Raw genomic sequence first — 25,029 nt, 5'->3', positions numbered from 1 at the left:
TTTTAGATAACAAAAACTTGATTGCAGAGTTCTTTGACGGCAATCTTGAACTTATCAATACCAACCCCTGGAAACGTGTCAACGAGGCATATATCAAATTTTTCATCCAGAATGTTTTTTAGATCTTTAACATCGGCACAGTAAACATCAAAATTCTTTCCAGATGCTATTAAACCCTCTTTTTTATCAAAAATATCCACTGAAAATCCGTTGATCTCTAGATTAAGGGCCGTAGTTCTTGCTGCAGGGTACCATAGATCGTTGAATACAACCTTCTCTGCTCCAGCTTTTAAACATGTTATACCCAGTGTTCCAGGGCCGCAAGTGCAGTCCAGAACTGTTGGGGTTGCATATTGGTTTAGGGCTTTGTTTAAAATGGTTACCTTAGGGGATACTGGCTTTGAGAATTCTATATGTATTTCTCCTTGATGTTTGTAGATACAAATTGACCCATATTGCGTTTGAACGATATCACAACGCATATCACAACCTGCAAGGAGTTTGTACACATTAGGGGCGGAATTAGAATCCTTAATCCCAACTGTTTTTCTTAAATCGCCTTTTAAAACGCCTTTAACCTCTGGAACATCTTTAACGATAGTTTCAGCACACTTTTTGTCTACATCATCTGTAAGTATAACAAGTGAGTTCTCTTGGAGGTAAGGTGCTGAATTTGTTGGATATCCTGGGGTTATCAATGGAACGCAGGTATCTCTCAAGGTTGATCTCTCACCTTTTGCCCCGTTTTCGATCATTACTTTCAGGATATGGGCCATCACAATGTCAAGGTGCCGCCTGCCGCATTTGCACCTCCCAAAACCAGCATTTATCTGGTTTAAGTCAATTTGACTGGTTAGGGGAGCAAACTTTTTTAATTTCAAATTTTTACAGTTATCGCAGGGATCGTAAAAAAACTTAATATCCTTCAAAACATATGGTGCTGATTTTACGCATTCCCCACCGCAATTGCATGTTATGTCCATATGCTTAAATATTGGATACTGTATATAAATAATTGAGGCTTATGAAAGACAAACGTAAGGAAATACTCAAGGATCTTCTTGGAGAATTTGCAACTACTGAGGAGACTGAAGAGGATAAAGGGGAAATAATTAGAAGGAAAAGGGAAAAAAAAGAAATTTTACCTGATAAAAAGGATGAAGACGGGTTTAAATTAGATAAAATAATGAAAAAACCTTCTAAAAAACATTCTAAAAAGATCAAAAAAGTTTCTGATAGTTTTAAAGCAGAAATAGTAGAAGAGGGTTTAATACCTCGCTACAATGTGAGTCTCCCCAAGTTCTCAGAAAAAGAAAACCTACTTTTCAATGAGATTCGTGAGAAACTCGTTGAAGTTGCAGTTTCCCAGGGAGAAGATTTCCGTATTGAAGAGGAATCGTTCATTGGAGAAGTAAGGGAATTCCTTAGGATGAAAGGAGTAAGAGATGTGGATCGTCTCGCAACCCAGATATCCCAGGAAATGCTTGGTTACGGCCAACTCGATCCAATGATAAAGGACGACGACCTTGAGGAAATAATGGTCATAGGAACAGGGAAAAACGTCTTTGTATACCACAGGAAACTGGGCATGATGGTTACAAACGTTGTTTTTGATGATGATTCCGATATAAAATCCATTGTAGATGTTATAGCCAGGCAGGTTAACAGAAGAATAGACCAGCAGACACCTATTCTTGATGCAAGACTGCCAGATGGTTCAAGGGTAAATGCAACAATTCCTCCGGTATCTGCAGACGGCTCAACACTGACCATAAGGAAATTTAGAAAAGATCCATTAACTGTTATTGATTTAATAAACTTCAAAACATTCTCATCCCATTTAGCTGCTTTTTTATGGGTTTGTACTGATGGGCTTGGTGTGAAACCCTGTAATGCCATTATAGCGGGCGGTACGGGTTCTGGTAAAACTACGACTTTGAACACTATTGGGGCTTTTGTACCTCCCCGTGAAAGAATAATCACAATAGAAGATACTCTAGAGCTGCAACTTCCACACACCCATGTATTAAGGATGGAAACCCGTCCACCAAACATTGAGGGGAAGGGTGAACTTACAATGGACATACTGGTTAAGAATTGTTTGAGGCAGAGGCCCGACCGTGTGATCGTTGGTGAGGTAAGGGGTGCCGAAGCTGTAACTCTTTTTACAGCGTTAAACACAGGCCACTCCGGTATGGGTATTTTACACGCAAATACAGCCCGAGAAACTATAACAAGGCTTGTAAACCCGCCTATGAATGTTCCAACCATTATGATACCGGCTCTTGATTTCGTCATAATGCAGAACAGGATGTACAGGCCAGAAGGGGGCTCAATAAGAAGAGTGACGGAAGTTGCAGAAGTTGTGGGTATGGAAGAAGGAAACGTGCAACTCAACCGTGTGTTCAAGTGGAACAACGTGGTTGATAAAGTTGAATATGTAGGAATTGCAAGTAAGACACTTCGGGCAATAGCTGAACTACGCGGAATAGGAATATCTGAAATTGAAGAAGAAATTGAGAAACGAAAGCTTGTGTTGGAGTACATGGCAGATAACAACATCAGATCCATTGAAGAGGTTGCAGCGTATATCAATAATTATTATAAAAATCCTGATGAAATTTTAGATAAAATATTATAATTACGTAAAATTAGATATTTCAAGGAACTTTAGATTTATATGAATATTTTTATATGAATATTTAGAATAAATAACAAAAATAGGTACAAAGATTAAATATGGAATAATACTGGTGATAAAATGGCTTTTGATGGTCTTAGAAAACTCTTCAACAGGATTGGTGGTATAACCGTTGACTCAAGTAAAAAGGTGGGAAATGGTGTTTCTGCACCTGTGGAAAGGCTAAATAAAACCAGACCCGATCGAAAAAAAGCTAAAAAGGGAGCCATAAAACCAGAAAAAAAAGCATCATCCTTATTAACTGAGGGTTTAAAACAAAATAAAGTTCCTAAACAACCTTCAAGAGTTATAGAACGAATGAGGATGGATAAAGATGAAATTGACATATTCAAGGAACTCATAGATAAAAAAAAGGAACCCGTAAAAAAAGAGAAGGAAACAAAAGAAGCTAAACAAAAAAAGGAATCTTACAGCAAAGCTTCTTTGGAAAAACTTCTTAAGGAAGAAGAGAAAGAAGGATTAGACCCTAAAATGATCCTCATTTTAGGTGTTGTTTCATTTGTGCTTGTATTTGGAATCATTGTTGTACTGGGTTTTGGAATAGAACTGGGCCTTGCATTTGGTCTGGCAATATTCATGATGGCAATGTTCATAATATTTTTGCCAAACATTCAGAAGGGTAAAAAAACTAGTGAAGCTTCAAGGGAACTGCCTTTTGCATTGAGACAGATGGCAACAGAACTGCGTGCAGGAATAGGTCTACATGATAGTATGAAGTCCATATCGCTCTCAGGATATGGGGCGCTTTCAGAGGAATTTGCAAGGGCGCTTGAGGAAATAAAATATGGTGAAACGACAGAAAAAGCTCTTACAGATATGAGTGAGAGAATAAATTCTGAAGGACTTAAAAGGGCAGTTAACCAGATAACAAGGACATTGTCCAGTGGTGGAGACCTTGCAAAAACTCTTAATGTCATAGCAGAGGATACAGCCTATGAAATGAGAATGAAGCTCAAGGATTACGCCATGAAACTGAATTCTTTTACCATGATCTACATGTTTGTAGCCATACTTGGACCAGTTATCACCATGATCATGTTAATAGCAGCTTCAACAGTAATGGGGCCCATAGTTCCACCTATACTGCTTTTGATAATGTATTTATTCTTATTCCCCATGATAGTGGCTTTTATGGCTTTCATGATAAAAAGGTTGGAGCCACAGATGTAAAATGGGGTTTGATTAATATAAATATTCTCCATTTTTCTATTTTTATTAAAATTACGACATTTGAAACATATTACATTAACATATTACATAATTTGTTTAACGTATTACACAAAACTATAAAGTAGAGTGTTGATAACCATTTATATAATAAAGTTAACAACACTTTATCTTTTTAATTTTACTTTGATTTTAATTTTATAACATAAAATTTCTTAATATTTACTAAAACTCCTGTTTCAATAAGAATTTCAATATAAACAATATTAAATAAAATCTTTTATTAAATACGAAGATAAAAATACACTTATTTCTGAAAAAGTAATACACAAACTTTATATATAGTGGTCATTCAAAAGAAAATCATCATTATAAATCATTAATAATTTGGTGATAAACATGGCACCGAAAACAAAGGATTTCAAGGGCAATTTTTGGAAAACAAAGGACTTTAAAGTTTCAATTGGCGATATTATTGAAAAAGATGGCTCTAATGGAATCTCAGCAGAGGTACCAATGGGACCAACTCCAAAGCCAAATGTAACAGATTTGAGATCATGGGATATGAAGTTACTGGAAAGATACGAGCCATTTTATGCTCCTTTCTGTGATATGTGCTGTCTTTGCACTTTTGGAAAGTGTGACCTCCTTGGTAAGAAAGGAGCATGTGGAATCGATGCAAAAGCTCAGCAAGGTAGGATGGTGCTTATAGCATCTTGCATAGGAACAGCAGCTCATGGAGGGCATTCAAGACATTTGCTGGAATATTTAATAGATAAAAAAGGTGAAGATTTCCCAATAGACCTGGGTGGCAGCATAGATATAGAAGCACCTATCATGCGTACTGTAATTGGTAAAAAACCTGAAACATTAGGTGATTTAAGGGAAACTATGAGTTATGTCGAAGAACAGTCATTACAACTCCTTTCAGCTGCCCACACTGGACAGGAAGGAAATTACATGGATTTTGAGTCAAAGGTACTTCATGCAGGTTTAATGGATCATGTTGCAATGGAAGTTGGAGACGTAGCTCAGATTGCCGCCCTGGACCTGCCGAAAGGATCTGAGGATGCACCGCTTGTGGAACTGGGACTTGGAACCATAGATAGTAAAAAACCTGTAGTACTGTGTATAGGACATAACATTGCACCTGGGGCTGGAATTATTGATTACATGGAAGATCAGGGACTTGAAGATGACATTGAAGTTTGTGGAATCTGCTGTGCGGCCATAGACATCACAAGATACAGTAACAGGGCCAAAGTTGTCGGTCCAATTTCAAAACAGCTTAAATTTGTTAGAAGTGGAGTTGCAGACGTAATAGTTGTTGATGAGCAGTGCGTCAGAACAGATGTTCTGGAAGAGGCCAAGAAAAACAAAGCAGTAGTCATAGCAACCACAGACAAGATTTGCCTTGGGCTGCCTGATAAAACCAAAGAAGATGCTGATAAAATCGTATCACAGCTTGTGAACAATGATATTGAGGGCGCATTGATACTTGACCCAGATAAGGTTGGAGAAGTGGCTGTAAAAGTTGCAAGAAAAATATCTGGAGAGAGGGAAAACTTAAAAATGCTCCCAGACCTTGAAGAAATTGTAGAATATGCTAAAGAATGCACAGAATGTGGATGGTGCGACAGGGTATGTCCGAACAGTTTACCAATGATGGATGCTGTAATGGCAGTTTCAAATGGTGATTTCTCTAAAATGGAGGAACTTTATGAACATGATCGTTGTTACATTTGTGGAAGATGCGAACAGGAATGTCCAAGGGATATTCCTATAGTTTCGATGCTCACGAAAGTTGGTGAACGCTTCTTAAAAGACCAGAAATTCAACATCCGTGCTGGAAGAGGACCTGTACAAGACGTTGAAATAAGGAAAGTAGGAGCACCAATAGTTTTAGGGGACATACCTGGAGTTATAGCGCTTATAGGGTGTTCCAATTATCCGGAAGGAGGATTGGAAGTTGCTAAAATGGCAGAAGAATTCCTTGAACGTAACTACATTGTGGTTACAACAGGATGTGGAGCAATGTCCATAGGTGAGTACAGGGACGAAGATGGAAAAACTTTGTACGAGAAGTACAGTGGGGACTTCGACGCCAAGGGGCTTGTTAACTTGGGTTCATGTGTTTCAAATTCCCATGTTTCAGGCGCCACAATAAAGATAGCCAATATATTTGCTAAAAAACCATTAGAGGGTAACTATGAAGAAGTTGCAGACTACATCCTCAACAGGGTAGGGGCCTGTGGAATTGCATGGGGCGCATACTCACAAAAAGCAGCTGCGATAGCAGCTGGTGTTAATAGATGGGGAATACCTGCAGTTATAGGGCCTCATGGCTCAAAATATAGACGTTTGTACCTTGGAAGAGTTGATAAGAAGGATAAATGGAAAATAAACGATCTCCGAACAGGAAAGGTTGTGGATGGTGAGCCAGCACCTGAGCACCTGCTTTATGCAGCAGAAACACGGGAAGAAGCAACTGTAATGGTCGCAAAACTTTGCATAAGACCTACTGACACTCCAAAAGGAAGAAATATAAAGCTCAACCATTACATAGACCTTCACAAGAAGTACTTTGGCACAATACCGGAAGATGTTCACCTATTCGTAAGGACAGATAAAGATGTTCCTATAACCTACAAAAAGGATATTATGAAAATTTTAAAGGAAAAAGGATGGGCACCAAGGTCAACACCACAAGAGCCATCTTTAATGGATTTTAAGGATAAAAATGGTGATTAAGTGGTTGGAACGGTGATTAAATGAGCAACGAAAGAGTAATTCCATGGCAACCAACGGTGATAGCAGGACCCAAACAGGCGCTTCTTGCAACACCAGAAACAGCTAAAATGATGCTTAGAAAGGCTAAAAGGCCTTTACTAGTTTTAGGGCCCCTAGTAACGGAAGAACCGTTGATCAATTATTCTGCAGACATTGCAGAAAAATGGGAGCTTCCAGTGGTTACAACAGCAGATGCATACAAAGCATTTCGAGATAAAGGAGTTAAAACCAAGTCTTACGGAATTGTAGAAATCGTAAACCTTCTCCAGGACCCAGAATGGCAGGGAGTTAAGGATGAAGGCCAACATGACCTGGTTATCTTTTTAGGATGCATTTACTACATAGCTTCACAGGGTCTTTCAACCCTTAAACACTTTGCACCTCACATTAAAACGCTTACAGTTTGTAAATATTTCCATTCAAATGCTGATGCATCCTTCCCGAATATGAAAGATGAAGAATGGTTTAAATATCTTGATAAAATGAAAACAGATTGAGCAATTGGTTTATGATGAATATTTTAGATTAAAAATATTTCAAATTAGGTATTTCAAATTAAGAAATATTAGAAATAATTAGAAATATTGGAGACTTAAAATAAAGACTAAAAAATAAGACTTATTTAAGACAACTAGAGAAGTATCGGAGGGAATTCAATGTTTGAGGATATACCTGTTGATGTCAGCCCCATGTATGAAGGAGAACGTATAAGGGCAGCGAACATGTTCGTTGAACTTGCCGGCCCAAAATCCATTGGGGCAGAACTTGTCCAAGTAAAAGAAGACGTTGAAGATGGGAAGATCGAGGTTGTAGGTCCAAATATTGACGAGATGAAAGAAGGAAAAATTTATCCCTTTGGAATTCTCGTGGAGATTAAGGGTGAAAAACTTGAAAAAGAGCTTGAAGGGGTAATAGAGCGAAAGATGCACGAGCTCTGTAACTACGTTAAAGGATTCATGCACCTGAACCAGCGAGACCAGATCTGGTGTAGGATCAGCAAAGAAACCAAAGAAGCAGGTTTTAAGCTTGAAGACCTTGGAAAGGCACTTTCTGCATTATATAAAGAAGAATTCCCAATAATAGAATCCATGTCTATAAGAATATTAACAGAAAAATCAGAAGTGGAATCCTTCATTGAAACTGCAAGATCCCAGTATGAACAGAGGGATGCAAGGTCAAGGGAACTTTCAGAGGAAGATGTGGATGTATTCTACGGCTGCGTAATGTGCCAATCCTTCGCACCAACCCATGTATGTGTGGTAACACCGGATAGAACAGCTCTTTGTGGAGCCATAAACTGGTTTGACTGCAGGGCAGCGGCAAAAATGGATCCAGACGGACCAATATTTGAAATAGAAAAGGGTGCAGTGATTGACGATGTGAAGGGGGAATACGAAAATGTCAACGCGGCTGTGGCTGAAAAGTCACAGGGCACATTTGACAGAGTTTACCTTCATAGTGTATTCGGGCATCCACACACATCATGCGGATGTTTTGAGGCAGTGGCCTTTTACATACCTGAACTTGATGGAATAGGAATTGTTGATAGGGACTTTAAAGGTGAAACGCCCCTTGGAATTCCATTCTCAGCAATGGCAGGACAGTGTTCTGGCGGAAAACAGATAGAAGGATTTGCAGGATTAAGTTTAGAATATATGAGGTCACCAAAGTTCTTACAGGCAGATGGTGGCTATGAAAGGATAATATGGCTTCCTAAAGATATTAAAAGCTCACTGGAAGGATTCATACCGGAAGATCTCATGGATAAAATTCCAACTGATGAAGATGCAAACAGTATAAAAGAAATAAGGAAATTCTTGCAAGATGCAGAACATCCAATCATGGAAAGACTTAAAGAAACAGAATCTGATAAGGCAGAATCTCCTGAAATTGAAGAAGAGGGTGAAGAAATGGAAAAAGTTGGGATGGAGGGTGTGCCAGTTGCACCAGTTGCTCAAGTACCAGAACTCACGGTACCAACCTCTGGAGGAGTTAGAATAATCTTTAAAAATGCCAAGATTTACGCTGAAAAGGTTATAATTAAAAAGAAATAGGTTAGATAAAATCAGGTTTGATCTTACTCGTATATTTTTCAGATCATTGAATTAAATTTTATCTTAACATTTCCAAATATCAAAACTTATTCAAAAAATTGATGTTCATAAAGTCTTAATGTTTAAAAAGAGCGTTGTGGTGCAGTGATAATAGCAGTAAGTGGAAAGGGGGGAACAGGCAAAACCCTGGTATCGTCTCTTATTATAAAAAACCTTTCAAAAATGGGCAAAGATATACTTGCCATAGATGCCGATCCAGATTCAAATCTACCAGAAGCATTAGGTGTTGATGTTGATAAGACGGTTGGAGATGTTAGAGAGGAACTTAAAAAGGACACAGCAGCAGGCAACATCCCTGAGGGAATGAACAAATGGGATATGTTGGATTACAAAATAATGGAATCCATTGTAGAAACCCCACTTTTTGATGTTCTTGTTATGGGAAGGCCCGAAGGAAGTGGATGTTACTGTGCAGTTAACAACATGCTCAGAAGAATAATAGAAAGACTTTCATCTAACTATGACTTAATTGTAATTGATACAGAGGCAGGATTGGAGCATTTGAGCCGCAGAACAACTCAAAATGTTGATACGATGTTGGTCGTGACCGACACATCAAAGAGAGGTATATTAACAGCTCAGAGGATCAGTGATCTTTCAAATGAACTTGATATAAGTTTCAAGGAAATGTTCCTGATTTTGAACAGGGTCAAAGCAGAGAATGAAAATGAAATGATGAAAAAAGTTCAGGAAGTAGGACTTGATGTTATAGGAACAATCTATGAAAATAAAGAAGTTTCAGAATATGATATTGAAGGAACACCTCTTATAGACCTTTCAGATGATTCTGATCCTGTTATTACAGTTTCAAAAATCGTATCTCAAATTTTAAATTCAAATTAAGGATGTGGGTTAATGGATAAAATGACACAGCTTCTTAAACTACTTGAAAAAACGGACTCTATAGAAATAAATGAGTTTAGAATGGATTTTGAAGAACTGGAACTTCAGCTGATGCCTGCTGTTCAAAGGGCTGTTCAGCAAGTGGCACAAAAGCAGGCTACTGTAGCAAAGGATATGGGCATAAAACTGCCCCCATCAGCACCTTTTGCACCCCCGATACATGATTACAAAGGGGAAGTGGCGGAAGTTCAGCTTGGGGCAGGCACAAGGAAACCAGTATTTTTAGGGGGACAAAAAGCTCTTTACAGGTTTGAGGAACCTCAGCCGAACGCTCCTGTTGTAACCTTCGATGTATTTGACATACCTATGCCCGGACTTCCAAAACCCATCAGGGAACACTTCTCTGATGTGATGGAACACCCTGGAGAATGGGCTAAAAAAGCTGTTAAAGAATTCGGGGCAAATATGGTGACGATACATCTTATTGGAACAGGACCAAAGGTTATGGACAAAACTCCACGCCAAGCAGCACAGGATATTGAAGAAGTTCTTCAGGCTGTTAAGGTCCCACTGGTAATAGGAGGTTCTGGAGACCCTAAAAAAGATCCAATTGTGCTTGAAGCAGCAGCTGAAGCTGCAGAAGGTGAAAGATGTCTTCTTGCATCAGCAAACCTTGACCTTGACTACAAAAGGGTTGCAAAGGCAGCTGTAGATTACAACCATGCAGTTCTATCATGGGCAATAACAGACATAAACATGCAGAAAAGTCTTAACAAGTACCTCATGAAAGAGGGCCTAACTCAAAAGGACATCGTAATGGACCCCACAACATGTGCGCTAGGTTATGGTATAGAATTTTCAATTGATGTTGTAACAAGAACCAGACTTGCAGCCCTCAGGGGTGACACAGACCTGCAGATGCCAATGTCATCCGGTACAACCAATGCATGGGGTTCACGTGAAGCATGGATGAAAAAAGATGAATGGGGACCAACAGCATACCGTGGACCTATATGGGAGATAGTAACAGGCCTTACCATGATGCTCTGTGGTGTTGACATCTTCATGATGCTCCACCCATCATCAGTGAATATGCTCAAACAGATCGGTGAAACATTCACCAAAGAATACATGACCACAGATGTCCCTGACATTTCAGGATGGATAACAGAACTTGAATAAGGAGAAGGAGGTTTAAAATTGCAAGTTACTGCAATGGATATTTACAGATTACTTCCAAAGACCAACTGCGCTGAATGTGGAGAAGCATCATGCATGGCATTCGCCACAAAACTCTCACAAAAAGAAATTGATCTTGAGTTATGCACTCCCCTGGCTGCAGATGAATTAGAAAAGCTTGAAAATCTGCTCGCCCCTGCAGTGAGGGAAATAACCATAGGTACCGGGGATAAAACTGTAACCTTTGGTGGGGATGAAGTTCTCTACAGATACGAGCTTACGTACTACAACCCCACACCTCTTGTAATAGATGTGAGCGACAATATGGATGATAAAACATTCCGAAAAAGAGTTAAACTCATAGAGAAAACTGAATTTGAACGAACGGGTGAAAAACTCAAGCTCAATGCTATAGCACTCAGAAACGCATCTGGAAACAATGATAATTTTGCTGAAGCTGCTTTGAAGCTTAAAAAATCCAAGTTCCCGTTGATACTCTGTTCCCTTGATCCTGTGGCCATGAAGGCAGCACTTGAAAAAGTTGGAGATGAAAGACCACTTATTTACGCTGCTACTGAGAACAACGTAGAGGATATGGCGGCACTGGCAATTGAATATGATTGTCCAATAGCATTATTTGTGCAAAATGACCTTGAAAAGATGAAAGAACTTTCAAGAATCCTTAGATCAAAGGGAATAAAGGATATAGTTCTTGATCCTGGTACATTTGTAGGTGATGGTATAGGTGACACCCTTGACAACTTCGTTATGATCAGAAGACTGGGCATAACAGAGGGAGATGATGACTTTAGATTCCCACTTTTAGGAATTCCTGCTGTAACATGGCTTTCAGAGAAGGATGAAGTTGAAGGTGGAATAAAAGAGGCCACAATTGCAGCAACACTCATTGACAAATACGCAGATATTCTGATAATCCACGGAACGAACATATGGGAATTAATACCAATTTTAACCTTAAGACAGAGCGTATACACAGATCCAAGGAAACCACAGGCAGTTGATCCGGGAATTTACGAGTTCGGTGAAGTTAACGAAGATTCACCAGTGCTCATGACCACAAACTTCGCCTTAACATACTACACGGTAGAAGGAGACTTAAAATCTGGAAAAGCCAATTGCTACCTTCTGGTACTTGACACAGATGGAAGAGCTGTGGATGTTTCAATAGCTGGAGGTCAGTTCAACGGTAAATCCGTTGCAGACCTTATAAAAGAATCTGGTGTTGAGGACAAGGTTAAAACCAGAATACTCATGATACCCGGACTTGCAGCACCTGTAAGCGGTGAAATCGAGGATGAAACAGGTTGGGAAGTTAAAGTAGGTCCAAGGGATTCATCTGCAGTAGCAGGTGTATTATTAAAGTTAAAAGAGAATGCTTAAAAATTAGGAATGCTTAAAAATTAGGAATGCTTAAAAATTAGATATAAAGGTGTAGATATGAAAACATTGATGGTCGTAGACCCACAGATGTGCACAGAATGTAACGATTGCATCACAGCATGTCGTAAAGAGCATGGAGTGGCGAGAGCAAAGAAAACAAGCACAGTACCATTATTTTGCCTCCAATGTCACCCTGATAAGGCCCCCTGTAAACGTATATGTCCAACAGGAGCTATAAAAGAAGAAAATGGCACGCTTATTGTTGATGAGGATGCCTGCATACTCTGTAGACTCTGTATGATAGCATGTCCTGTGGGCATGCTAGTGATCAACGATGAGAAAAAATCAGTACAGAAGTGCACCCTCTGCATGGACTGCGATAGAATAATACCGGCCTGTGTTGAGGCTTGCAAGGACAATGTGCTTAAAATTTTCTCGGTAGAAGACCTTGAGGATCTTAAAAAGGATATGTCTTATGTAAATGTTTTTGAAGAGGCATTGAAGGTGTATAAAGATAAGATTTAGGAAAATTAAGATCTAGAAAAAGTTCAGAGGATTTTTACTTTTTTACCTCTAACTATTTTTTAAACTAATTTTTAAGTTTTATTTGTTTAATTATTAAAGATAATTTATTTAAGTAAATTTATTTGAGATTTAAATAGAATTCCTTAATTTCAAAAATTTTAATTCATTCTTTAATTTTTAATTTTTAATTTTTCTTTTCTTTTTGTTAAGTCGTAATTTCATTTTTTCGTGATCTTGTCCCCATTTATTTTAATTCCTTCATTTTTTAGGATTTCATTTTTCATTTCACTCCCACCTCTATACTCCCCGATTCTCAGGTCTGATTTCACGACCCTATGGCATGGTATGACTATTGGGAATGGATTTTTGCCTACAGCTGTTCCAACAGCACGATAACCCTTGGTTCCAAGCTCCTCGGCGATCTGTTTATAAGTTCTAACTTCTCCATAAGGAATCTTAGCAACTTCAAGGAGAACATCTCTTTCAAATTGAGTTTTAATGCTTGATCTTTTTGATTTATCAACATTCAAATCAAGGGAGTCCAAATGAAATTTAACATCTTCTCCATTGTAAACTCTGCATACCTTTTTAGCAATGTCTGTATACTTGTTTGATACCTCAAACTGGATATTTTGATCTGGATGATACAGTTTTAAGATATCAGCTATTGCATCCTTTTCATTTTCCTGTGGAAGTGCTATCCACACGATTTTTCCAGCTTTTGAAACTCCAACTGCAAAATAAAGGTTTTTGTACTTGTAAGTAGAAATCATGATTTGGGTGTTGTTTTCATCCATTTAATTCCTCGTTTGTAAAAATTTGTGTTAAGTTATGAAATCTGTTCATGTCTATTTTTTGGTAAGTTCTCTTTTTATTTAAGATATTCTACAGAAGATTTTTTTTAAAATGGAGAAATGAGAAAAATTGGATCAATTTAGAAATGAACGAAAATTAAAATTAATAAAGATTAAGATAATAAATTTGAAAATTAAGTACTAAAAAACTTAGTACTAAAAACTTGAAAAATTAATTTTAAAGTTGTCTATGTGTTTAGTTCATCTATGTATCCTGAAACTTTCAACTATAAGATCTATATCTCCATTCAAAGTGTTAAAAATTCCGGGTTCTCCTGAAAACCATAAATAATACAGTAAGTCATGTTTTTTAAATGCAATAATCATTATTTTTGTCATAGACACGTGGGGGTTCTCTCCAAGTAATAAATAAGCGTCCATACCATTTGCTTTAAATGTTGTACTTGATAGGATCTTGCTGTTTTGAATTAAAAAAACGTTTTTCAATATTTCTGAAAATTCTTCTTGACTGACATCACTTACATCTTCGAGCCTGTTGATAGAAAAGGTTAATGCACTGTTTGCACAGCTTCCTTTTATTATCTTTTTCTCATCCATATGTTCTACGACTTCCCAACTTGTGGGATAATCAAAGGATATTTCACCATCGTCATAATGCATTATCCAAAATACTTTTCCAGCGGATCTAATCCTTTCAAGTGCATCTTCTGCCTTAAGCCGCACATATATATATTTTTCATCAAGTGCTTTGATTAAAGGTTCAACAGCTCTTTGGTCGCCTATTTTTCCCAGAGCCTCAGCAGCTTTTCCCCGTACATACTTATTTGTACCCTTTTTATTTTTACCATTGAGGGCATTGATTAAAAGTCCAACAGATCTTTCATCATTTGTATTTCCAAAAATTTCTGCTATTTTCCCTTTCACACACCAGTTTCCATCTTCAAAAGCGTTTATAAGAGGTTCGATTGCAGTATCGCCCATATTTCCAAGGGCAACTATGGATCTACTCCGTACGTCTTCATCTTCATCCTCAAGGGCTTTGACTAAATAAGAGATTGCTCTTTCATCACCCATGTTACCCAAGGCAACGGCTGCGTACTTTCTGACGTGCCAGTCCTCATCGTTAAGGGCACTTATCAAAGGTTCTACTGCAGATTTATCACCTATATTTCCAAGAGCGTTGGCTACATGTCCTCTTACAACCCATCGGGCATCGTTAAGGGCTTCGATCAGAGGTTTTACTGCAGATTTATCACTTATACTTCCAAGGGCATATGCAGCCTTCCACCGGACATTTTCATCCACATCTTCAAATAATGCATTAATCAAAGGTTCAACAGCTCTTTTATCCCCTATTATTCCAATTGCTTCAGCTGAATTTTCTCTTACAGTACTCAAAATGATATACTCATCCTGCCACTTTTCATATCTTAAAGATTTTATCAGGGGTTCAACAGCCCGTTCATCTCCAACTTTTTTCAAAGCTATGGATGCATTTTTTCTTATTAAAAGATCATCATTTTTAAGGGCCTTAATTAAACCGTTTACATCCTTTTTTTCTCGCATATCATCTATATCTGGTTCAAAAGCACTGTTGTACTGTTCCATATGTTATAACCCCACTCCAACAAGAAAATAACACATCATACAAGATCAAAATAACCCGTCTACAAGATCAAAATACACACCATATAATTATATTGAGTGTATTATTTTAATTTATTCATGTACTTCAAGAAAATAAAAAAATAAATATTTTAATTTATAGGTGATCTAGAAATGCATTATCTAACATAAAATATCCGGATCAAAGTTACAAAATATCTTTTAGAAGCTTTAAAAGATTTGGATGTTTTCCTAAAAATTTGAGAGCAGATATCTTAGAAATTGAATTGAAATCACTGTATTCTAAAAATTCTGCAAGGGAATTCATGTCATTGTCTGTGAGTTTATCCGCTATTTTTCGATACTTAAGTGATAACTCCAAACTTTTTCCTAATTTACTTCTGCAAAGATCATCATACCTTTTTAAGAATTTTGAATTTGTATCTCCTTTTTTGACAGCTTCTGCCGTAACTTCACCCGCTATTCTGCTACAAGAAGCAGTTGAATGTATCCCGCCTCCAGTTACGGGATCAACCTGCCCTGCAGCATCTCCAACAACAATTAAACCGTCTGTAAATGTTTTTTTAACTGGTCCTGATAATGGTACTCCCCCTACATTGAGTTCAACGGGTGTTGCATCAAATTTTGAGGTGAACTTTTTGAGATAATGGTAAGCAGTTTCTGCAGAGCCCCTTACACCCAGACCAACGTTTGCAATGCCCTCACCTTTTGGAAAGATCCATCCATAACCCCCCGGTGCTGTTTTCTCTCCGAAATAAAATTCCAGAAACTCAGGATCAACATCCAGACCAACCAGTTCATACTGAGCGCATGAACATATATCTTTTGTATTTTTAGTGGTTTTTAAACCTGCTTTTCTTGCTATGGTTGATTCTACCCCATCTGCTGCTATGACAACATCTGCCTTTATTTCTATAGTCTCACCCAGATGGTTTGCAACAACCCCACAGACCTTACCATTGTCAATTATCAGGTCTTTTACAATGGTTTTAACCATTATGTCAGTTCCTGCTTTCGCTGATTTAATGGCAAGCTCTTTATCAAAGATTTTTCTCTCTAAAATGTAACCTTTCGTTGTTTCGTTTTTTACCCTAACAACTCTGCCGTCTGGTGCATGTACATTTGCCCCTTCTATATTTGAGCAGATATATTTCTGGGAGGGTTTCATCTCGAGGGTTTCAAATGTTCCAAGAGTAGTGCCTTCGGCGCACTGGACAGGAGTCCCTATTTCCTGTCTTTTTTCAATCATCAAAACATTTGCACCATTTTTTGATGCGAAGAGGGAGGAAATTGATCCTGCAATGCGACCGCCTACAACAACGATATCATAGTTCATCTTATCCATTTTGGGCCACCTATTTAGTATTTCTCCTTTCTATTCTGGACCCAACTTCCAGGGCTCCAAGAGGGCATACTTTTACGCATGATCCACATTCTTCACATCCCTCTTGTAGATATACTCTGTCTTCTTTAAGTTCCAGGATGTTTTTAGGGCACACACTAACACATGCACCACAGTATCCGCAACGTTCTGTTATGATATTCATTTAAATCAAGTCTGTTAAAATATAAATGAAGTTTTATGTTCTAGCTATAATTTAATGATCCATCGCATAGATAATAATAGTGGAAACAATCAATGAATTTTGTATTGAGTTTATTGATATTTTGTGCTGAATTTTGATATTAATTAATCTTTGATCTAATTGATTTAAGATTATTCTATATGGTATTTTGCAGTTTATTTGCAAATCTCAAGGATATTTCTAAGATATTATTAACTATCTCTTAATTATCTCCTTCAAGCCCTTATTAAATTACATTCATCCCATTAATAAATCATAAATTTGAAGTTTCATAAAATCGTTTTAAACTCTTAAATCGGATTGTTATTATTCAAATTTGTTAAATTTCATTAATATTTCTAAAAACATGGTTTTGTTTACTTGTGAATAATATTTAAAACTTTTTATATGATATTTTAAGATTTAACAGTTGTATTTATATTTAAGATGATATAAATTAGATAAATGGTGAAATCCTTGGTGAAACCGTTAACTTAATATAGAACGTTAACCAAGTTCGATGTATGCGTCATATGCAGGGGTGCCCGAGCTGGCCAAAGGGGGTGGACTTAAGATCCTCTGGCGTAGGCCTACGTGGGTTCGAATCCCATCCCCTGCACTTAAATTTGTTAATATCTAATTTTACCATTAATTAGATTAAAATACAATAAATAAATTCTTATAAATGTTTAATATTGCCTTAGTGGCTCAGGGGTAGAGCGATGCCTTGGTAAGGCATAGGTCGGGGGTTCAATTCCCCCCTAAGGCTTAATTTTTGGATTTGGATTTTTTGAGTTTTTAAATCGAATTTCCTAAATTCTTACCGTGTTTTATCTCTTTTTATTTTTTAAACAATTTTTTTGGGTTATCAATAGATAAAAACAATAGATATGAATAGTTATTAAAAATATATAATAATTCAAATAAGATAATTTTAACCAAAAATTTTAAACCTTTCAAATTCAAAAACTTAAATTCAAATTTAAAATTCACAATTGATCAATTTTAAGGATTTATTTTTTTCAATTTACTAAAGGGATTTGAAATCATTTTTTTAACTTGAAGATAAATTTTTAAAGGATTTTAATCCATGAATCAAGTAGCAGAAATATTCTTATATCAAAAAATCTTGAATTTGATGTCATATAAAACTAAAAAAATAAAAAATTAAAAAGAAAAGCTAAAAAGAAAAAAAACTAAAAAAAAGAATGTTTAAATAGAATTAACTTTTTTTGAAGTGATAAAATGTCAAAGATGTTAGATATAGTAATGGCTGGGGTTATCTCGGGGCTGGTTGCATACACCACAGCTATGCTCGGTGTAGGAGGAACAATTATTGGGGCTGTTTTAGGGTCTATGTTGTATCAGTTAATGACACATATCTTTAAACAGCCTCTTGAAGGGGTTAAAACTAAAAGAGTGGATACAAAAAAAATTGTTTATATATTCCCGCTCATAGTTATAGTAGCTGTTGAAATTTTGTACCTCTTAGCATCTGTATACTGGAAGCCAGAGTATCTTTTCAGAACACTCGAGCATGCAACTGGAGGGAACCTATTTCGATCCATTGGATTCGGGCTCATAGTAATGGGAATATATCCTTTGTTAGAACCGGATAATATAAAAGCGAGTTATGGTTACGTATTATTAGGAGTTGGAGTAATAAAACTTTTAGGAGGATTTTCTGATCTTAATACTCCTATAACAAATTTATACTCTATGATATGTGCTGAGTCCGGTGTTTTGATTTCCCTATTGGTTATTGCAGCACTTTCCTATGTTATATTGGCCATAGCAAAAGAAGCTGTGACCCTCACAAATGAAAAAACTATTAATAAAAAAACTGTTAAGAAACACACGAGACGGAAAATAATGTGATATAAATGGTAAATAAAGCAAATAGCACTCTTAAATCTGTGCTTGATGTCATACTTCATGAAAATCCATCCACACAGGATGAAATTGCAGACAAACTTGGATTATCAAGAAGATATGTAACAAAACTTCTCCAACCCCTTGTTAAACGGGGAGTTGTTAGGAGGGCGTACATCCTTGACTTGAAGAAGTTTGATGAATTCTCCGAGATGTTCAACGAGGAGAAAACTTCAAGGGAACATGCAGGGACTTACTTAATCAAGGAAATGTTGAAGAACATGGCAGAACATGTCTGTGAACAGTTCGACATGTCATTTGAATCATTCGAAAAATATGACAAGGATATGGCCACCAAAGCCCTGGAAATGGATTATGTTTCAAATAACATGCATGAGAAGGTTCGTTCATCTGTTGACACAGTTATATCCATAAACCCTTACTCAGAGTTCAGCAAGACCATGATCTTCAGCGAAATTGCCTACGATCTGGAAAGAATAGCAGACCACACAGGTCACATTGCAAACTTCGTCTTGAATGGATGTTATGAAGTTGATGAGGAGATGGTCAGCATATTGAAATCAATGTTTAAAACATCCAGAAAAATGGTTAAATATTCGGTAAAAGCATTTTTAAATGAGGAACTTGACCTTAAAGATAAAGTAATGGATTACGAGGAGAAAATCCACGCATTGCAGAAGAAGGCATTGAATAACATGGCTATTTTAATGGCTGAAGATGATATTGTGGATAAGGACCGCTCAACTTACTACCTTTCACTTTCAAGGGTTGTTAAGGCATTTGAGAGGATTGGAGATATTTCTGTTGAGATAGTAGATGCTTCAGGGGAGTTCTACAGGAATATTCCCCGTACAACAACACCGGAACGTTTCAGAAGGATTTCTAAAGATTAATTCTGGATCTTTAAGTTATTAACCTAAGAGAAGGAATCATTCTTTTTTTATCCTTTTCATTCATCTTTTTCAATCTTTTTGATCTCATGTTTCAATTCTTTGCTGAATGCCCCATGTTTTACAAAAACATTGAAGAATGCATTTAATATTTATTTTAACTTATTAAAAACCATTTAAATGCTTTTACAAGAATTCCAAGCCCTAAACCTCCGATTAAACCCGTTGCAAATCTTAGGGTGTTGTTACTTTCTCTAAAACCCAAAAACTGAGTTAAGCCATCGAGAAAGGTTGGAGTTACCATAGCTGCTGCCGATAAAATCAGGGCGATGGAATACTGCACATAAAAGAAGTACACAAATAGGAAGTAAGAAAAAGCACCTATATAAAGGCCAGTACACCTTGAACAAACTGGAAAATAATGGTTTCCAATTTTGAATGTTCTTTCAGGGATACGGTGGCATATATAAACTTTCTTAAGTTTTAATTCAGATTGCTCTGTAGAATCTTTTTTCCAGTTATTTTTGATTTTTGCAGCCATTTTGGTATCCTTAGATTTTTACATTTGTTTTACTATTTATTATTATTTTAGATAGTTTGGGTTTAAATTGGAAATTAACCTGATTGACTCGTTTAAGAAGTTTGAGTTTGATAAATTATAATTAATAATCTTATTACTGATTTTGCATAAAATATTTTTTAAATAATTCTAATAATTAAATTCAAATAAAAGTAATTATCAAGTGAAATAAATAAAATCAGAATAATTTCCCTAAAAAGTTGCAATATTGGTTATATATCAAAATAAGCTGGAAATCAATTTAGAAAAATTAAAATTCATCCAGTTCCATCATCTTTCTAAAGGGTGTTTCAATTTCCATTTCTTCAGTTACATGGGCTAAAATACCCGGAACCCTTCCAATTATGAATATTCCTGGGCCAAATCTCCAGTTCAACCCCATATCTGATAATATAGCTGCATTTGCGCCATCTATATTCATTTTAATTCCTTTATTGTCAAATAGAATTTCTTCGATTTTGACTGCAAGTTTGAGGTGTTTCCCGTAACAACCATACTTTTCTGCAAGTTTTATGAGTTTTTTTGCCCGGGGATCTTCTGTGTGGTACCTGTGCCCATAACCTGGTATTTTTTTCCCAATACTTCTGAAATCTGTCATTATACTTTCAGCAGTTTCATTTACGGTTCTGTTGCACATTTTTGAAAGTTTCACACTCTCTTGGAGAGTTTTCATGGCGATTTCTATTGCTCCTGCATGATTCTGTCCGAATGCAAGGATTCCTCCGGCTATGCATGCGTTTACAGGTGATCCTGCAGATGCCATTAACCTTGCTGCCTGTGTGCTGGGAGGTGTTATGCCATGGTCGCAGAATGATACCAGAACGGATTCAAGCATCTTTTTTTGATTTTCTGAAGGCATATCCCCTTTTATAAGCAAATATATCATTTCAGGGAATGATATGTTGCCAATCAAATCTTCCTGAAGGTGTCCTCTTGTTGTTAATCTGTTGGGCTCTACCTTGGTTATGGAAGTTTTCCACGGGCTTTGCCTTGGTTTGAACATTCCCCTCAATACTTCTTCTGTTATCATGTTGGAATTTAATAGATGAAAACATATTTAAATTTATCCTTTTTGCACAGTATTGATCACAAAATGTGTATTTACAGTATGCTTAAGGACCTAAAAGGTATGTTATGTTCACTAAATGTGTTAATCTATACACAAATGGTAATCTTTAAATAGTCAAAGGGAGGACTACTAATTGTGGTGATAAAAATGAAGTCAAAATATATAATAGGTATAGTAATAGCCCTAATCGTTATAGTGGGTGCGTATATGATTTTTGCGTCTTCAAATCAGCAGAAGATCTCAATAGCAGGATCAACATCTGTACAACCTGTTGCAGAAAAACTTGCTGAGGCTTACATGAAGGAACATCCAAATGTTAAGATAACTGTCCAAGGTGGAGGTTCTGCTGTTGGAATTACGAGTGCTAAACAGGGTACAGCACAAATTGGTACATCTTCATCAGCACTTAAACCTGCTGAAGCAGAGGGACTGAACCAGACTCAAATTGCAAAAGATGGTATTGTAATTGTGGTAAACAATGCTAACAATCTTACAAGCTTAACCAGTGCTCAAGTAAAATCTATATTTGCAGGTAATGTTACTGATTGGAGTCAGATTGGTGGAAGTAGCGGAAGTATAAGCGTTATAACCAGAGAAGACGGTTCAGGTACAAGAGATGCATTCCAAAAATTAATAATGGGTGGAAATGGAACCAGCATTATTAAATCAGCAATAGTACAAAGTTCAACAGAAGCCATACTACAATCAGTTAAAGGAAATCCGGATGCAATTGGTTACATGTCCTTAGCAAGTGTAACCAGTGATGTCAAAGGATTAACAATTGATGGTGTAGCTCCTTCAGAACAGACAGTTTCAGATGGTACATACAAGGTACAGAGACCATTCTTGTTCTTAACTAAAGGAACACCAACAGGTGTAGTTAAAGACTTCATAGATTGGACAATGAGTTCAGAGGGTCAGGCAATAGTTAAACAAGCCGGCGCAACTCCTATGACCTCGTAATAGAATATAATAACTAGTATGGTGAATTTTCATGATATGGGCAATTCCATTACATGAACATTCCCATACTAAAATATTTTATTTAACTTTAATTTTAAAATTTTATAAAAAATTTGTGAATAGACGGTGAACAAATGAAAAAAGTCGGTGTAGCACTTTACAACAATTTTCAAGGTTCAATAGAATCTTTTTTTGGCTTTTTAGATTCTTTAGGTGTTGATTATGTGGAAATTGGTAAAGAATGGATACCTCCACAAAAAGAAATCAATAAGATCAATGATCTTCTTGATATTTACAATTTAAACTCTAATTTACATGTATCTTATCCCTACAATTTGGCAGAGACTGATGAAAGGAAATGGAAAAGGAACATTTTAGGAGTTCTCGGAGATCTTGGTGTTTGTTACGATCTCAACATAAAAAATGCAGTTCTGCACTGTGGATGGATACAAAGTCATGACAGTTCTAAAGAAGCATTAAATGAAGGTTATGAAAGATTTGCAGAAGCTTATAATATGATATCAGATTTTTCAAAGGATTTTGGCGTTAAAATAGGTCTGGAAAACCAGTGTTCGGAAGGATTAAATCATTACATATTCCAGGACCAGACTGATGCTCAAAAGATAATGGAATTTACGGATGATAAAGTTTCATTTGTTTTGGATGTTGGCCATTTAGGTCGTTTAGGAGGATCTCTAAACAAAATGATAGAAACTGTTGGAGATAATCTTATTGGAATCCATGTGCATGATTTTGATGATTTTGGAAGGGATCATCTACCTTTAGGAACAGGAAAACTAGATTTGAACGCTTTGCTTAGACTTGTGGAAGATAAGGATATTTTCATTACATTAGAGAATAGATCAGTCCCACACATTAAATATTCAATTTTACACTCCTCACTTGCAGAGATATGCCACCCCGTACATTGAGGAATCATCATTTTAACAAAACTATAAATTTACATTTTAACAAAGCTATAAATTTAACTCAATCTATTGGTTAAGGTAACAAATAACCACTGGATAAGCGATAATTATTTGATTAAAACTATTACAAAATAGAATTAGACTGACCAAATCAAAAACAAAATCAAAAGAGATTAAAGATGTTGTCTTGAGTTGACATCTTTGAGGTGTTTAGATGGCAAAGAAATGGGATGAAATTTTAGTAGAAAAAGCACTTTTCATAACGGCAATATCATCTATTGCTATAATTGTCCTTATTGTAGCATTCATCTTCCAGCAGGGAGCTCCTGCATTGCAGCAGGTAGGAATTTTGAATTTTATTTTCGGAATGGACTGGGATCCTACAAATGGATTTTATGGTGTTTTCCCTATGATAATAGGCACATTAGGTATAACTGCATTGGCGCTCCTGATGGGTGTGCCATTATCAATTTTATGTTCATTATTCCTGGCAGAAGTAGCCCCGGATAAAATGAGGAGAATTTTAACTCCTACAATACAGGCACTTGCAGGAATACCATCTGTTATATACGGATTTTTTGGGCTTATAGTCCTTGTACCTATTATGAGGGTGTATTTTGGGGGATCGGGATTCAGTATGTTAGCAGCTTCCATACTCCTAACCATTATGATCCTTCCTACCATAACAAGCATATCTGAAGATGCTTTCAGATCGATCCCGGTTGAGTACAAAGAAGCTTCTCTCGCTCTTGGTGCAACCCAATGGCAAACAATCCGGAAGGTTATTTTTCCTGCAGCACTTCCAGGTGTCATAACTGCAATTATTCTGGGTATGGGAAGGGCTATAGGAGAAACAATGGCAGTCATAATGGTTACAGGAAACGTTGCACAGATTCCGGGTTCAATATTTGATCCAGTGAGAGCTTTAACATCAAACATAGCACTTGAAATGGGTTATGCAACAGGTTTACATTATAACGCACTTTTTGCAACGGGTATAGTATTATTTGGAATGATAATAATTTTGCTATTGATAGCCAACTACATCCACTACAAAAAGAAGGTTACAATTGGGGGCGGATACCTATGATAAATGGCTTAAGAAAACTTGCAGATGGAGGTTTTAATCTTGATTAAAATATTATCCCCCAATAATTCGCAGAAGGTCATGAACGCAGTGCTGTGGGGATCTGGACTATTTACAATTTTCATTTTAATAGTCATCATAGGTTACATATTATTTGAGGGCCTGCCTGTTGTGAATTTAAACTTCCTTCTAAGTGATCCAATAGATTCGGGTAGATCTGGTGGTATATTCCCTATGATAGTGTCAACTTTCTATGTAACTTTCATAGCCGTGGTTGTTGCAACACCTCTGGGTGTAGGGGCTGCAGTTTTCCTTTCAGAGTACGCTGGTGAAAGTAGACTCGTAAAGTTAATAAGGTTTGGGTCTGAAACCTTGGCCTCCATACCTTCTATTGTGTTCGGTCTTTTTGGACTGGCTTTCTTTGTTGTATTCCTTGGATTGGGTTGGTCTGTGATTTCAGGAGCTCTTACGCTATCATTTATGGCGCTTCCAACGATACTAAGAACTGCTGAAGTTTCAATTGAGACAGTACCACAAGCTTACAAGGAGGGAAGTCTTGCATTGGGCGCAACCAAATGGCAAACTATATATAAAGTTGTTTTACCTGCCGCAATTCCTGGTATAACTACGGGTATAATTCTTGGTATGGCAAGGGCTATGGAGGAGACAGCTGCGATTTTATACACAGTTGGAGCAGCACTTTCCGTACCAATTTCAATGTTTGACCCTGCAAGACCTTTACCACTGCACCTGTACATATTGGCCACAGAAGGCATATCTTTACCAAATGCTTATGGAACAGCCGCAGTACTGGTTATTTTGATATTAGGAATAACCATTGTCACAAACACTCTGGTTGAAAGGTACACAAAAAAGATGATGGGGCGATAAA

Annotated in this window: 22 protein-coding genes and 2 tRNA genes; 17 read left to right on the top strand and 7 right to left on the bottom strand. The window is 36.8% G+C overall.

Going from position 1 to position 25,029, the window contains the following annotated elements; all coding sequences use genetic code 11:
• Positions 1-2 precede the first annotated feature (2 nt).
• Entirely contained in the window at positions 3-983 is a 981-nt protein-coding gene (locus tag MSWAN_RS09575; RefSeq protein ID WP_013826445.1) for a 50S ribosomal protein L11 methyltransferase, read from the bottom strand.
• Positions 984-1,024: 41 nt separating this feature from the next.
• Between MSWAN_RS09575 and MSWAN_RS09570 the strand changes: the two genes are divergently transcribed.
• The 9 genes from MSWAN_RS09570 to MSWAN_RS09530 all read left to right on the top strand — a co-directional run bounded on the left by MSWAN_RS09570 (position 1,025) and on the right by MSWAN_RS09530 (position 12,720).
• Positions 1,025-2,641, top strand: a complete 1,617-nt coding sequence (locus MSWAN_RS09570) for a CpaF family protein (protein ID WP_013826444.1) — start codon at positions 1,025-1,027, stop codon at positions 2,639-2,641.
• A 120-nt stretch (positions 2,642-2,761) separates the two neighbouring features.
• The gene (locus tag MSWAN_RS09565; protein ID WP_013826443.1) at positions 2,762-3,871 is read left to right on the top strand and encodes a type II secretion system F family protein; all 1,110 of its coding nucleotides are present in this window, start codon (positions 2,762-2,764) and stop codon (positions 3,869-3,871) included.
• A gap of 396 nt (positions 3,872-4,267) precedes the next feature.
• A complete protein-coding gene (cdhA, locus tag MSWAN_RS09560) occupies positions 4,268-6,619 on the top strand; it encodes a CO dehydrogenase/acetyl-CoA synthase complex subunit alpha (protein WP_013826442.1) in 2,352 nt (783 codons plus the stop codon).
• A gap of 20 nt (positions 6,620-6,639) precedes the next feature.
• The gene (cdhB, locus tag MSWAN_RS09555) at positions 6,640-7,155 is read left to right on the top strand and encodes a CO dehydrogenase/acetyl-CoA synthase complex subunit epsilon (protein ID WP_013826441.1); all 516 of its coding nucleotides are present in this window, start codon (positions 6,640-6,642) and stop codon (positions 7,153-7,155) included.
• A 159-nt stretch (positions 7,156-7,314) separates the two neighbouring features.
• Positions 7,315-8,712: a CO dehydrogenase/CO-methylating acetyl-CoA synthase complex subunit beta gene (gene cdhC, locus MSWAN_RS09550; RefSeq protein ID WP_013826440.1), complete on the top strand. Its 1,398-nt coding sequence runs from the start codon at positions 7,315-7,317 to the stop codon at positions 8,710-8,712.
• 144 nt (positions 8,713-8,856) lie between these two features.
• A complete protein-coding gene (locus MSWAN_RS09545; protein ID WP_013826439.1) occupies positions 8,857-9,615 on the top strand; it encodes an ATP-binding protein in 759 nt (252 codons plus the stop codon).
• Between the two features lie 12 nt (positions 9,616-9,627).
• Positions 9,628-10,797 carry a CO dehydrogenase/acetyl-CoA synthase subunit delta gene (gene cdhD, locus MSWAN_RS09540; protein WP_013826438.1) on the top strand — a complete coding sequence of 390 codons (1,170 nt, stop codon included), beginning with the start codon at positions 9,628-9,630 and terminating at the stop codon, positions 10,795-10,797.
• An 18-nt stretch (positions 10,798-10,815) separates the two neighbouring features.
• Positions 10,816-12,195, top strand: a complete 1,380-nt coding sequence (acsC, locus tag MSWAN_RS09535; RefSeq protein WP_013826437.1) for an acetyl-CoA decarbonylase/synthase complex subunit gamma — start codon at positions 10,816-10,818, stop codon at positions 12,193-12,195.
• A 57-nt stretch (positions 12,196-12,252) separates the two neighbouring features.
• Positions 12,253-12,720, top strand: coding sequence for a 4Fe-4S dicluster domain-containing protein (locus MSWAN_RS09530; protein WP_013826436.1), 468 nt, complete (start codon positions 12,253-12,255; stop codon positions 12,718-12,720).
• A gap of 218 nt (positions 12,721-12,938) precedes the next feature.
• Here the strand turns inward: MSWAN_RS09530 and MSWAN_RS12530 are convergent, their stop codons facing one another.
• The 4 genes from MSWAN_RS12530 to MSWAN_RS09510 all read right to left on the bottom strand — a co-directional run bounded on the left by MSWAN_RS12530 (position 12,939) and on the right by MSWAN_RS09510 (position 16,708).
• Entirely contained in the window at positions 12,939-13,517 is a 579-nt protein-coding gene (locus MSWAN_RS12530; protein ID WP_013826435.1) for a methylated-DNA--[protein]-cysteine S-methyltransferase, read from the bottom strand.
• 258 nt (positions 13,518-13,775) lie between these two features.
• Positions 13,776-15,143 (bottom strand): HEAT repeat domain-containing protein, encoded by a 1,368-nt coding sequence (locus tag MSWAN_RS09520; protein ID WP_013826434.1) that lies wholly within the window; start codon positions 15,141-15,143, stop codon positions 13,776-13,778.
• A 205-nt stretch (positions 15,144-15,348) separates the two neighbouring features.
• Positions 15,349-16,506 (bottom strand): geranylgeranyl reductase family protein, encoded by a 1,158-nt coding sequence (locus tag MSWAN_RS09515; RefSeq protein WP_013826433.1) that lies wholly within the window; start codon positions 16,504-16,506, stop codon positions 15,349-15,351.
• A gap of 10 nt (positions 16,507-16,516) precedes the next feature.
• On the bottom strand, positions 16,517-16,708 hold the full coding sequence (locus tag MSWAN_RS09510; RefSeq protein ID WP_013826432.1) for a 4Fe-4S dicluster domain-containing protein: 192 nt from the start codon (positions 16,706-16,708) through the stop codon (positions 16,517-16,519).
• Between the two features lie 553 nt (positions 16,709-17,261).
• On the opposite strand from MSWAN_RS09510, the gene MSWAN_RS09505 reads away from it, so the two are divergent.
• From MSWAN_RS09505 to MSWAN_RS09490, 4 genes are all read left to right on the top strand, one after another.
• A tRNA-Leu gene (locus MSWAN_RS09505) sits at positions 17,262-17,345 on the top strand.
• A 78-nt stretch (positions 17,346-17,423) separates the two neighbouring features.
• Positions 17,424-17,495 (top strand) — tRNA-Thr (locus tag MSWAN_RS09500).
• A 476-nt stretch (positions 17,496-17,971) separates the two neighbouring features.
• Positions 17,972-18,604 carry a hypothetical protein gene (locus MSWAN_RS09495; protein ID WP_013826431.1) on the top strand — a complete coding sequence of 211 codons (633 nt, stop codon included), beginning with the start codon at positions 17,972-17,974 and terminating at the stop codon, positions 18,602-18,604.
• 5 nt (positions 18,605-18,609) lie between these two features.
• Entirely contained in the window at positions 18,610-19,512 is a 903-nt protein-coding gene (locus MSWAN_RS09490) for a phosphate signaling complex PhoU family protein (protein WP_013826430.1), read from the top strand.
• A gap of 154 nt (positions 19,513-19,666) precedes the next feature.
• Here the strand turns inward: MSWAN_RS09490 and MSWAN_RS09485 are convergent, their stop codons facing one another.
• Together MSWAN_RS09485 and MSWAN_RS09480 are read right to left on the bottom strand one after the other, a co-directional pair.
• Positions 19,667-20,050, bottom strand: a complete 384-nt coding sequence (locus MSWAN_RS09485) for a DUF2085 domain-containing protein (protein WP_013826429.1) — start codon at positions 20,048-20,050, stop codon at positions 19,667-19,669.
• A gap of 289 nt (positions 20,051-20,339) precedes the next feature.
• The gene (locus MSWAN_RS09480; protein WP_013826428.1) at positions 20,340-21,119 is read right to left on the bottom strand and encodes a citryl-CoA lyase; all 780 of its coding nucleotides are present in this window, start codon (positions 21,117-21,119) and stop codon (positions 20,340-20,342) included.
• A gap of 186 nt (positions 21,120-21,305) precedes the next feature.
• Between MSWAN_RS09480 and MSWAN_RS09475 the strand changes: the two genes are divergently transcribed.
• The 4 genes from MSWAN_RS09475 to pstA all read left to right on the top strand — a co-directional run bounded on the left by MSWAN_RS09475 (position 21,306) and on the right by pstA (position 25,028).
• The gene (locus MSWAN_RS09475; RefSeq protein WP_048188076.1) at positions 21,306-22,121 is read left to right on the top strand and encodes a phosphate ABC transporter substrate-binding protein; all 816 of its coding nucleotides are present in this window, start codon (positions 21,306-21,308) and stop codon (positions 22,119-22,121) included.
• Between the two features lie 134 nt (positions 22,122-22,255).
• Positions 22,256-23,053 carry a sugar phosphate isomerase/epimerase family protein gene (locus MSWAN_RS09470; RefSeq protein ID WP_013826426.1) on the top strand — a complete coding sequence of 266 codons (798 nt, stop codon included), beginning with the start codon at positions 22,256-22,258 and terminating at the stop codon, positions 23,051-23,053.
• Positions 23,054-23,264: 211 nt separating this feature from the next.
• A complete protein-coding gene (gene pstC / locus MSWAN_RS09465) occupies positions 23,265-24,140 on the top strand; it encodes a phosphate ABC transporter permease subunit PstC (protein WP_013826425.1) in 876 nt (291 codons plus the stop codon).
• Positions 24,141-24,164: 24 nt separating this feature from the next.
• The gene (gene pstA / locus MSWAN_RS09460; protein WP_048188433.1) at positions 24,165-25,028 is read left to right on the top strand and encodes a phosphate ABC transporter permease PstA; all 864 of its coding nucleotides are present in this window, start codon (positions 24,165-24,167) and stop codon (positions 25,026-25,028) included.
• The last annotated feature ends 1 nt before the right edge of the window (position 25,029 follow it).

It is taken from the genome of Methanobacterium paludis (genome assembly GCF_000214725.1).
Classification (GTDB): domain Archaea; phylum Methanobacteriota; class Methanobacteria; order Methanobacteriales; family Methanobacteriaceae; genus Methanobacterium_C; species Methanobacterium_C paludis.
The sequence above is the reverse complement of the archived record's forward strand: the minus strand, read 5'-3'. Positions and strand labels throughout refer to the sequence as shown.

Bases quoted from the DNA above. Each gene is read 5' to 3' on its own strand.
- MSWAN_RS09575 (WP_013826445.1), bottom strand. From the start codon at position 983: ATGGACATAACATGCAATTGCGGTGGGGAATGCGTAAAATCAGCACCA.
- MSWAN_RS09570 (WP_013826444.1), top strand. From the start codon at position 1,025: ATGAAAGACAAACGTAAGGAAATACTCAAGGATCTTCTTGGAGAATTT.
- MSWAN_RS09565 (WP_013826443.1), top strand. From the start codon at position 2,762: ATGGCTTTTGATGGTCTTAGAAAACTCTTCAACAGGATTGGTGGTATA.
- cdhA (WP_013826442.1), top strand. From the start codon at position 4,268: ATGGCACCGAAAACAAAGGATTTCAAGGGCAATTTTTGGAAAACAAAG.
- cdhB (WP_013826441.1), top strand. From the start codon at position 6,640: ATGAGCAACGAAAGAGTAATTCCATGGCAACCAACGGTGATAGCAGGA.
- cdhC (WP_013826440.1), top strand. From the start codon at position 7,315: ATGTTTGAGGATATACCTGTTGATGTCAGCCCCATGTATGAAGGAGAA.
- cdhD (WP_013826438.1), top strand. From the start codon at position 9,628: ATGGATAAAATGACACAGCTTCTTAAACTACTTGAAAAAACGGACTCT.
- MSWAN_RS09530 (WP_013826436.1), top strand. From the start codon at position 12,253: ATGAAAACATTGATGGTCGTAGACCCACAGATGTGCACAGAATGTAAC.
- MSWAN_RS12530 (WP_013826435.1), bottom strand. From the start codon at position 13,517: ATGGATGAAAACAACACCCAAATCATGATTTCTACTTACAAGTACAAA.
- MSWAN_RS09520 (WP_013826434.1), bottom strand. From the start codon at position 15,143: ATGGAACAGTACAACAGTGCTTTTGAACCAGATATAGATGATATGCGA.
- MSWAN_RS09515 (WP_013826433.1), bottom strand. From the start codon at position 16,506: ATGGATAAGATGAACTATGATATCGTTGTTGTAGGCGGTCGCATTGCA.
- MSWAN_RS09510 (WP_013826432.1), bottom strand. From the start codon at position 16,708: ATGAATATCATAACAGAACGTTGCGGATACTGTGGTGCATGTGTTAGT.
- MSWAN_RS09495 (WP_013826431.1), top strand. From the start codon at position 17,972: ATGTCAAAGATGTTAGATATAGTAATGGCTGGGGTTATCTCGGGGCTG.
- MSWAN_RS09490 (WP_013826430.1), top strand. From the start codon at position 18,610: ATGGTAAATAAAGCAAATAGCACTCTTAAATCTGTGCTTGATGTCATA.
- MSWAN_RS09485 (WP_013826429.1), bottom strand. From the start codon at position 20,050: ATGGCTGCAAAAATCAAAAATAACTGGAAAAAAGATTCTACAGAGCAA.
- MSWAN_RS09480 (WP_013826428.1), bottom strand. From the start codon at position 21,119: ATGATAACAGAAGAAGTATTGAGGGGAATGTTCAAACCAAGGCAAAGC.
- MSWAN_RS09475 (WP_048188076.1), top strand. From the start codon at position 21,306: ATGAAGTCAAAATATATAATAGGTATAGTAATAGCCCTAATCGTTATA.
- MSWAN_RS09470 (WP_013826426.1), top strand. From the start codon at position 22,256: ATGAAAAAAGTCGGTGTAGCACTTTACAACAATTTTCAAGGTTCAATA.
- pstC (WP_013826425.1), top strand. From the start codon at position 23,265: ATGGCAAAGAAATGGGATGAAATTTTAGTAGAAAAAGCACTTTTCATA.
- pstA (WP_048188433.1), top strand. From the start codon at position 24,165: ATGGAGGTTTTAATCTTGATTAAAATATTATCCCCCAATAATTCGCAG.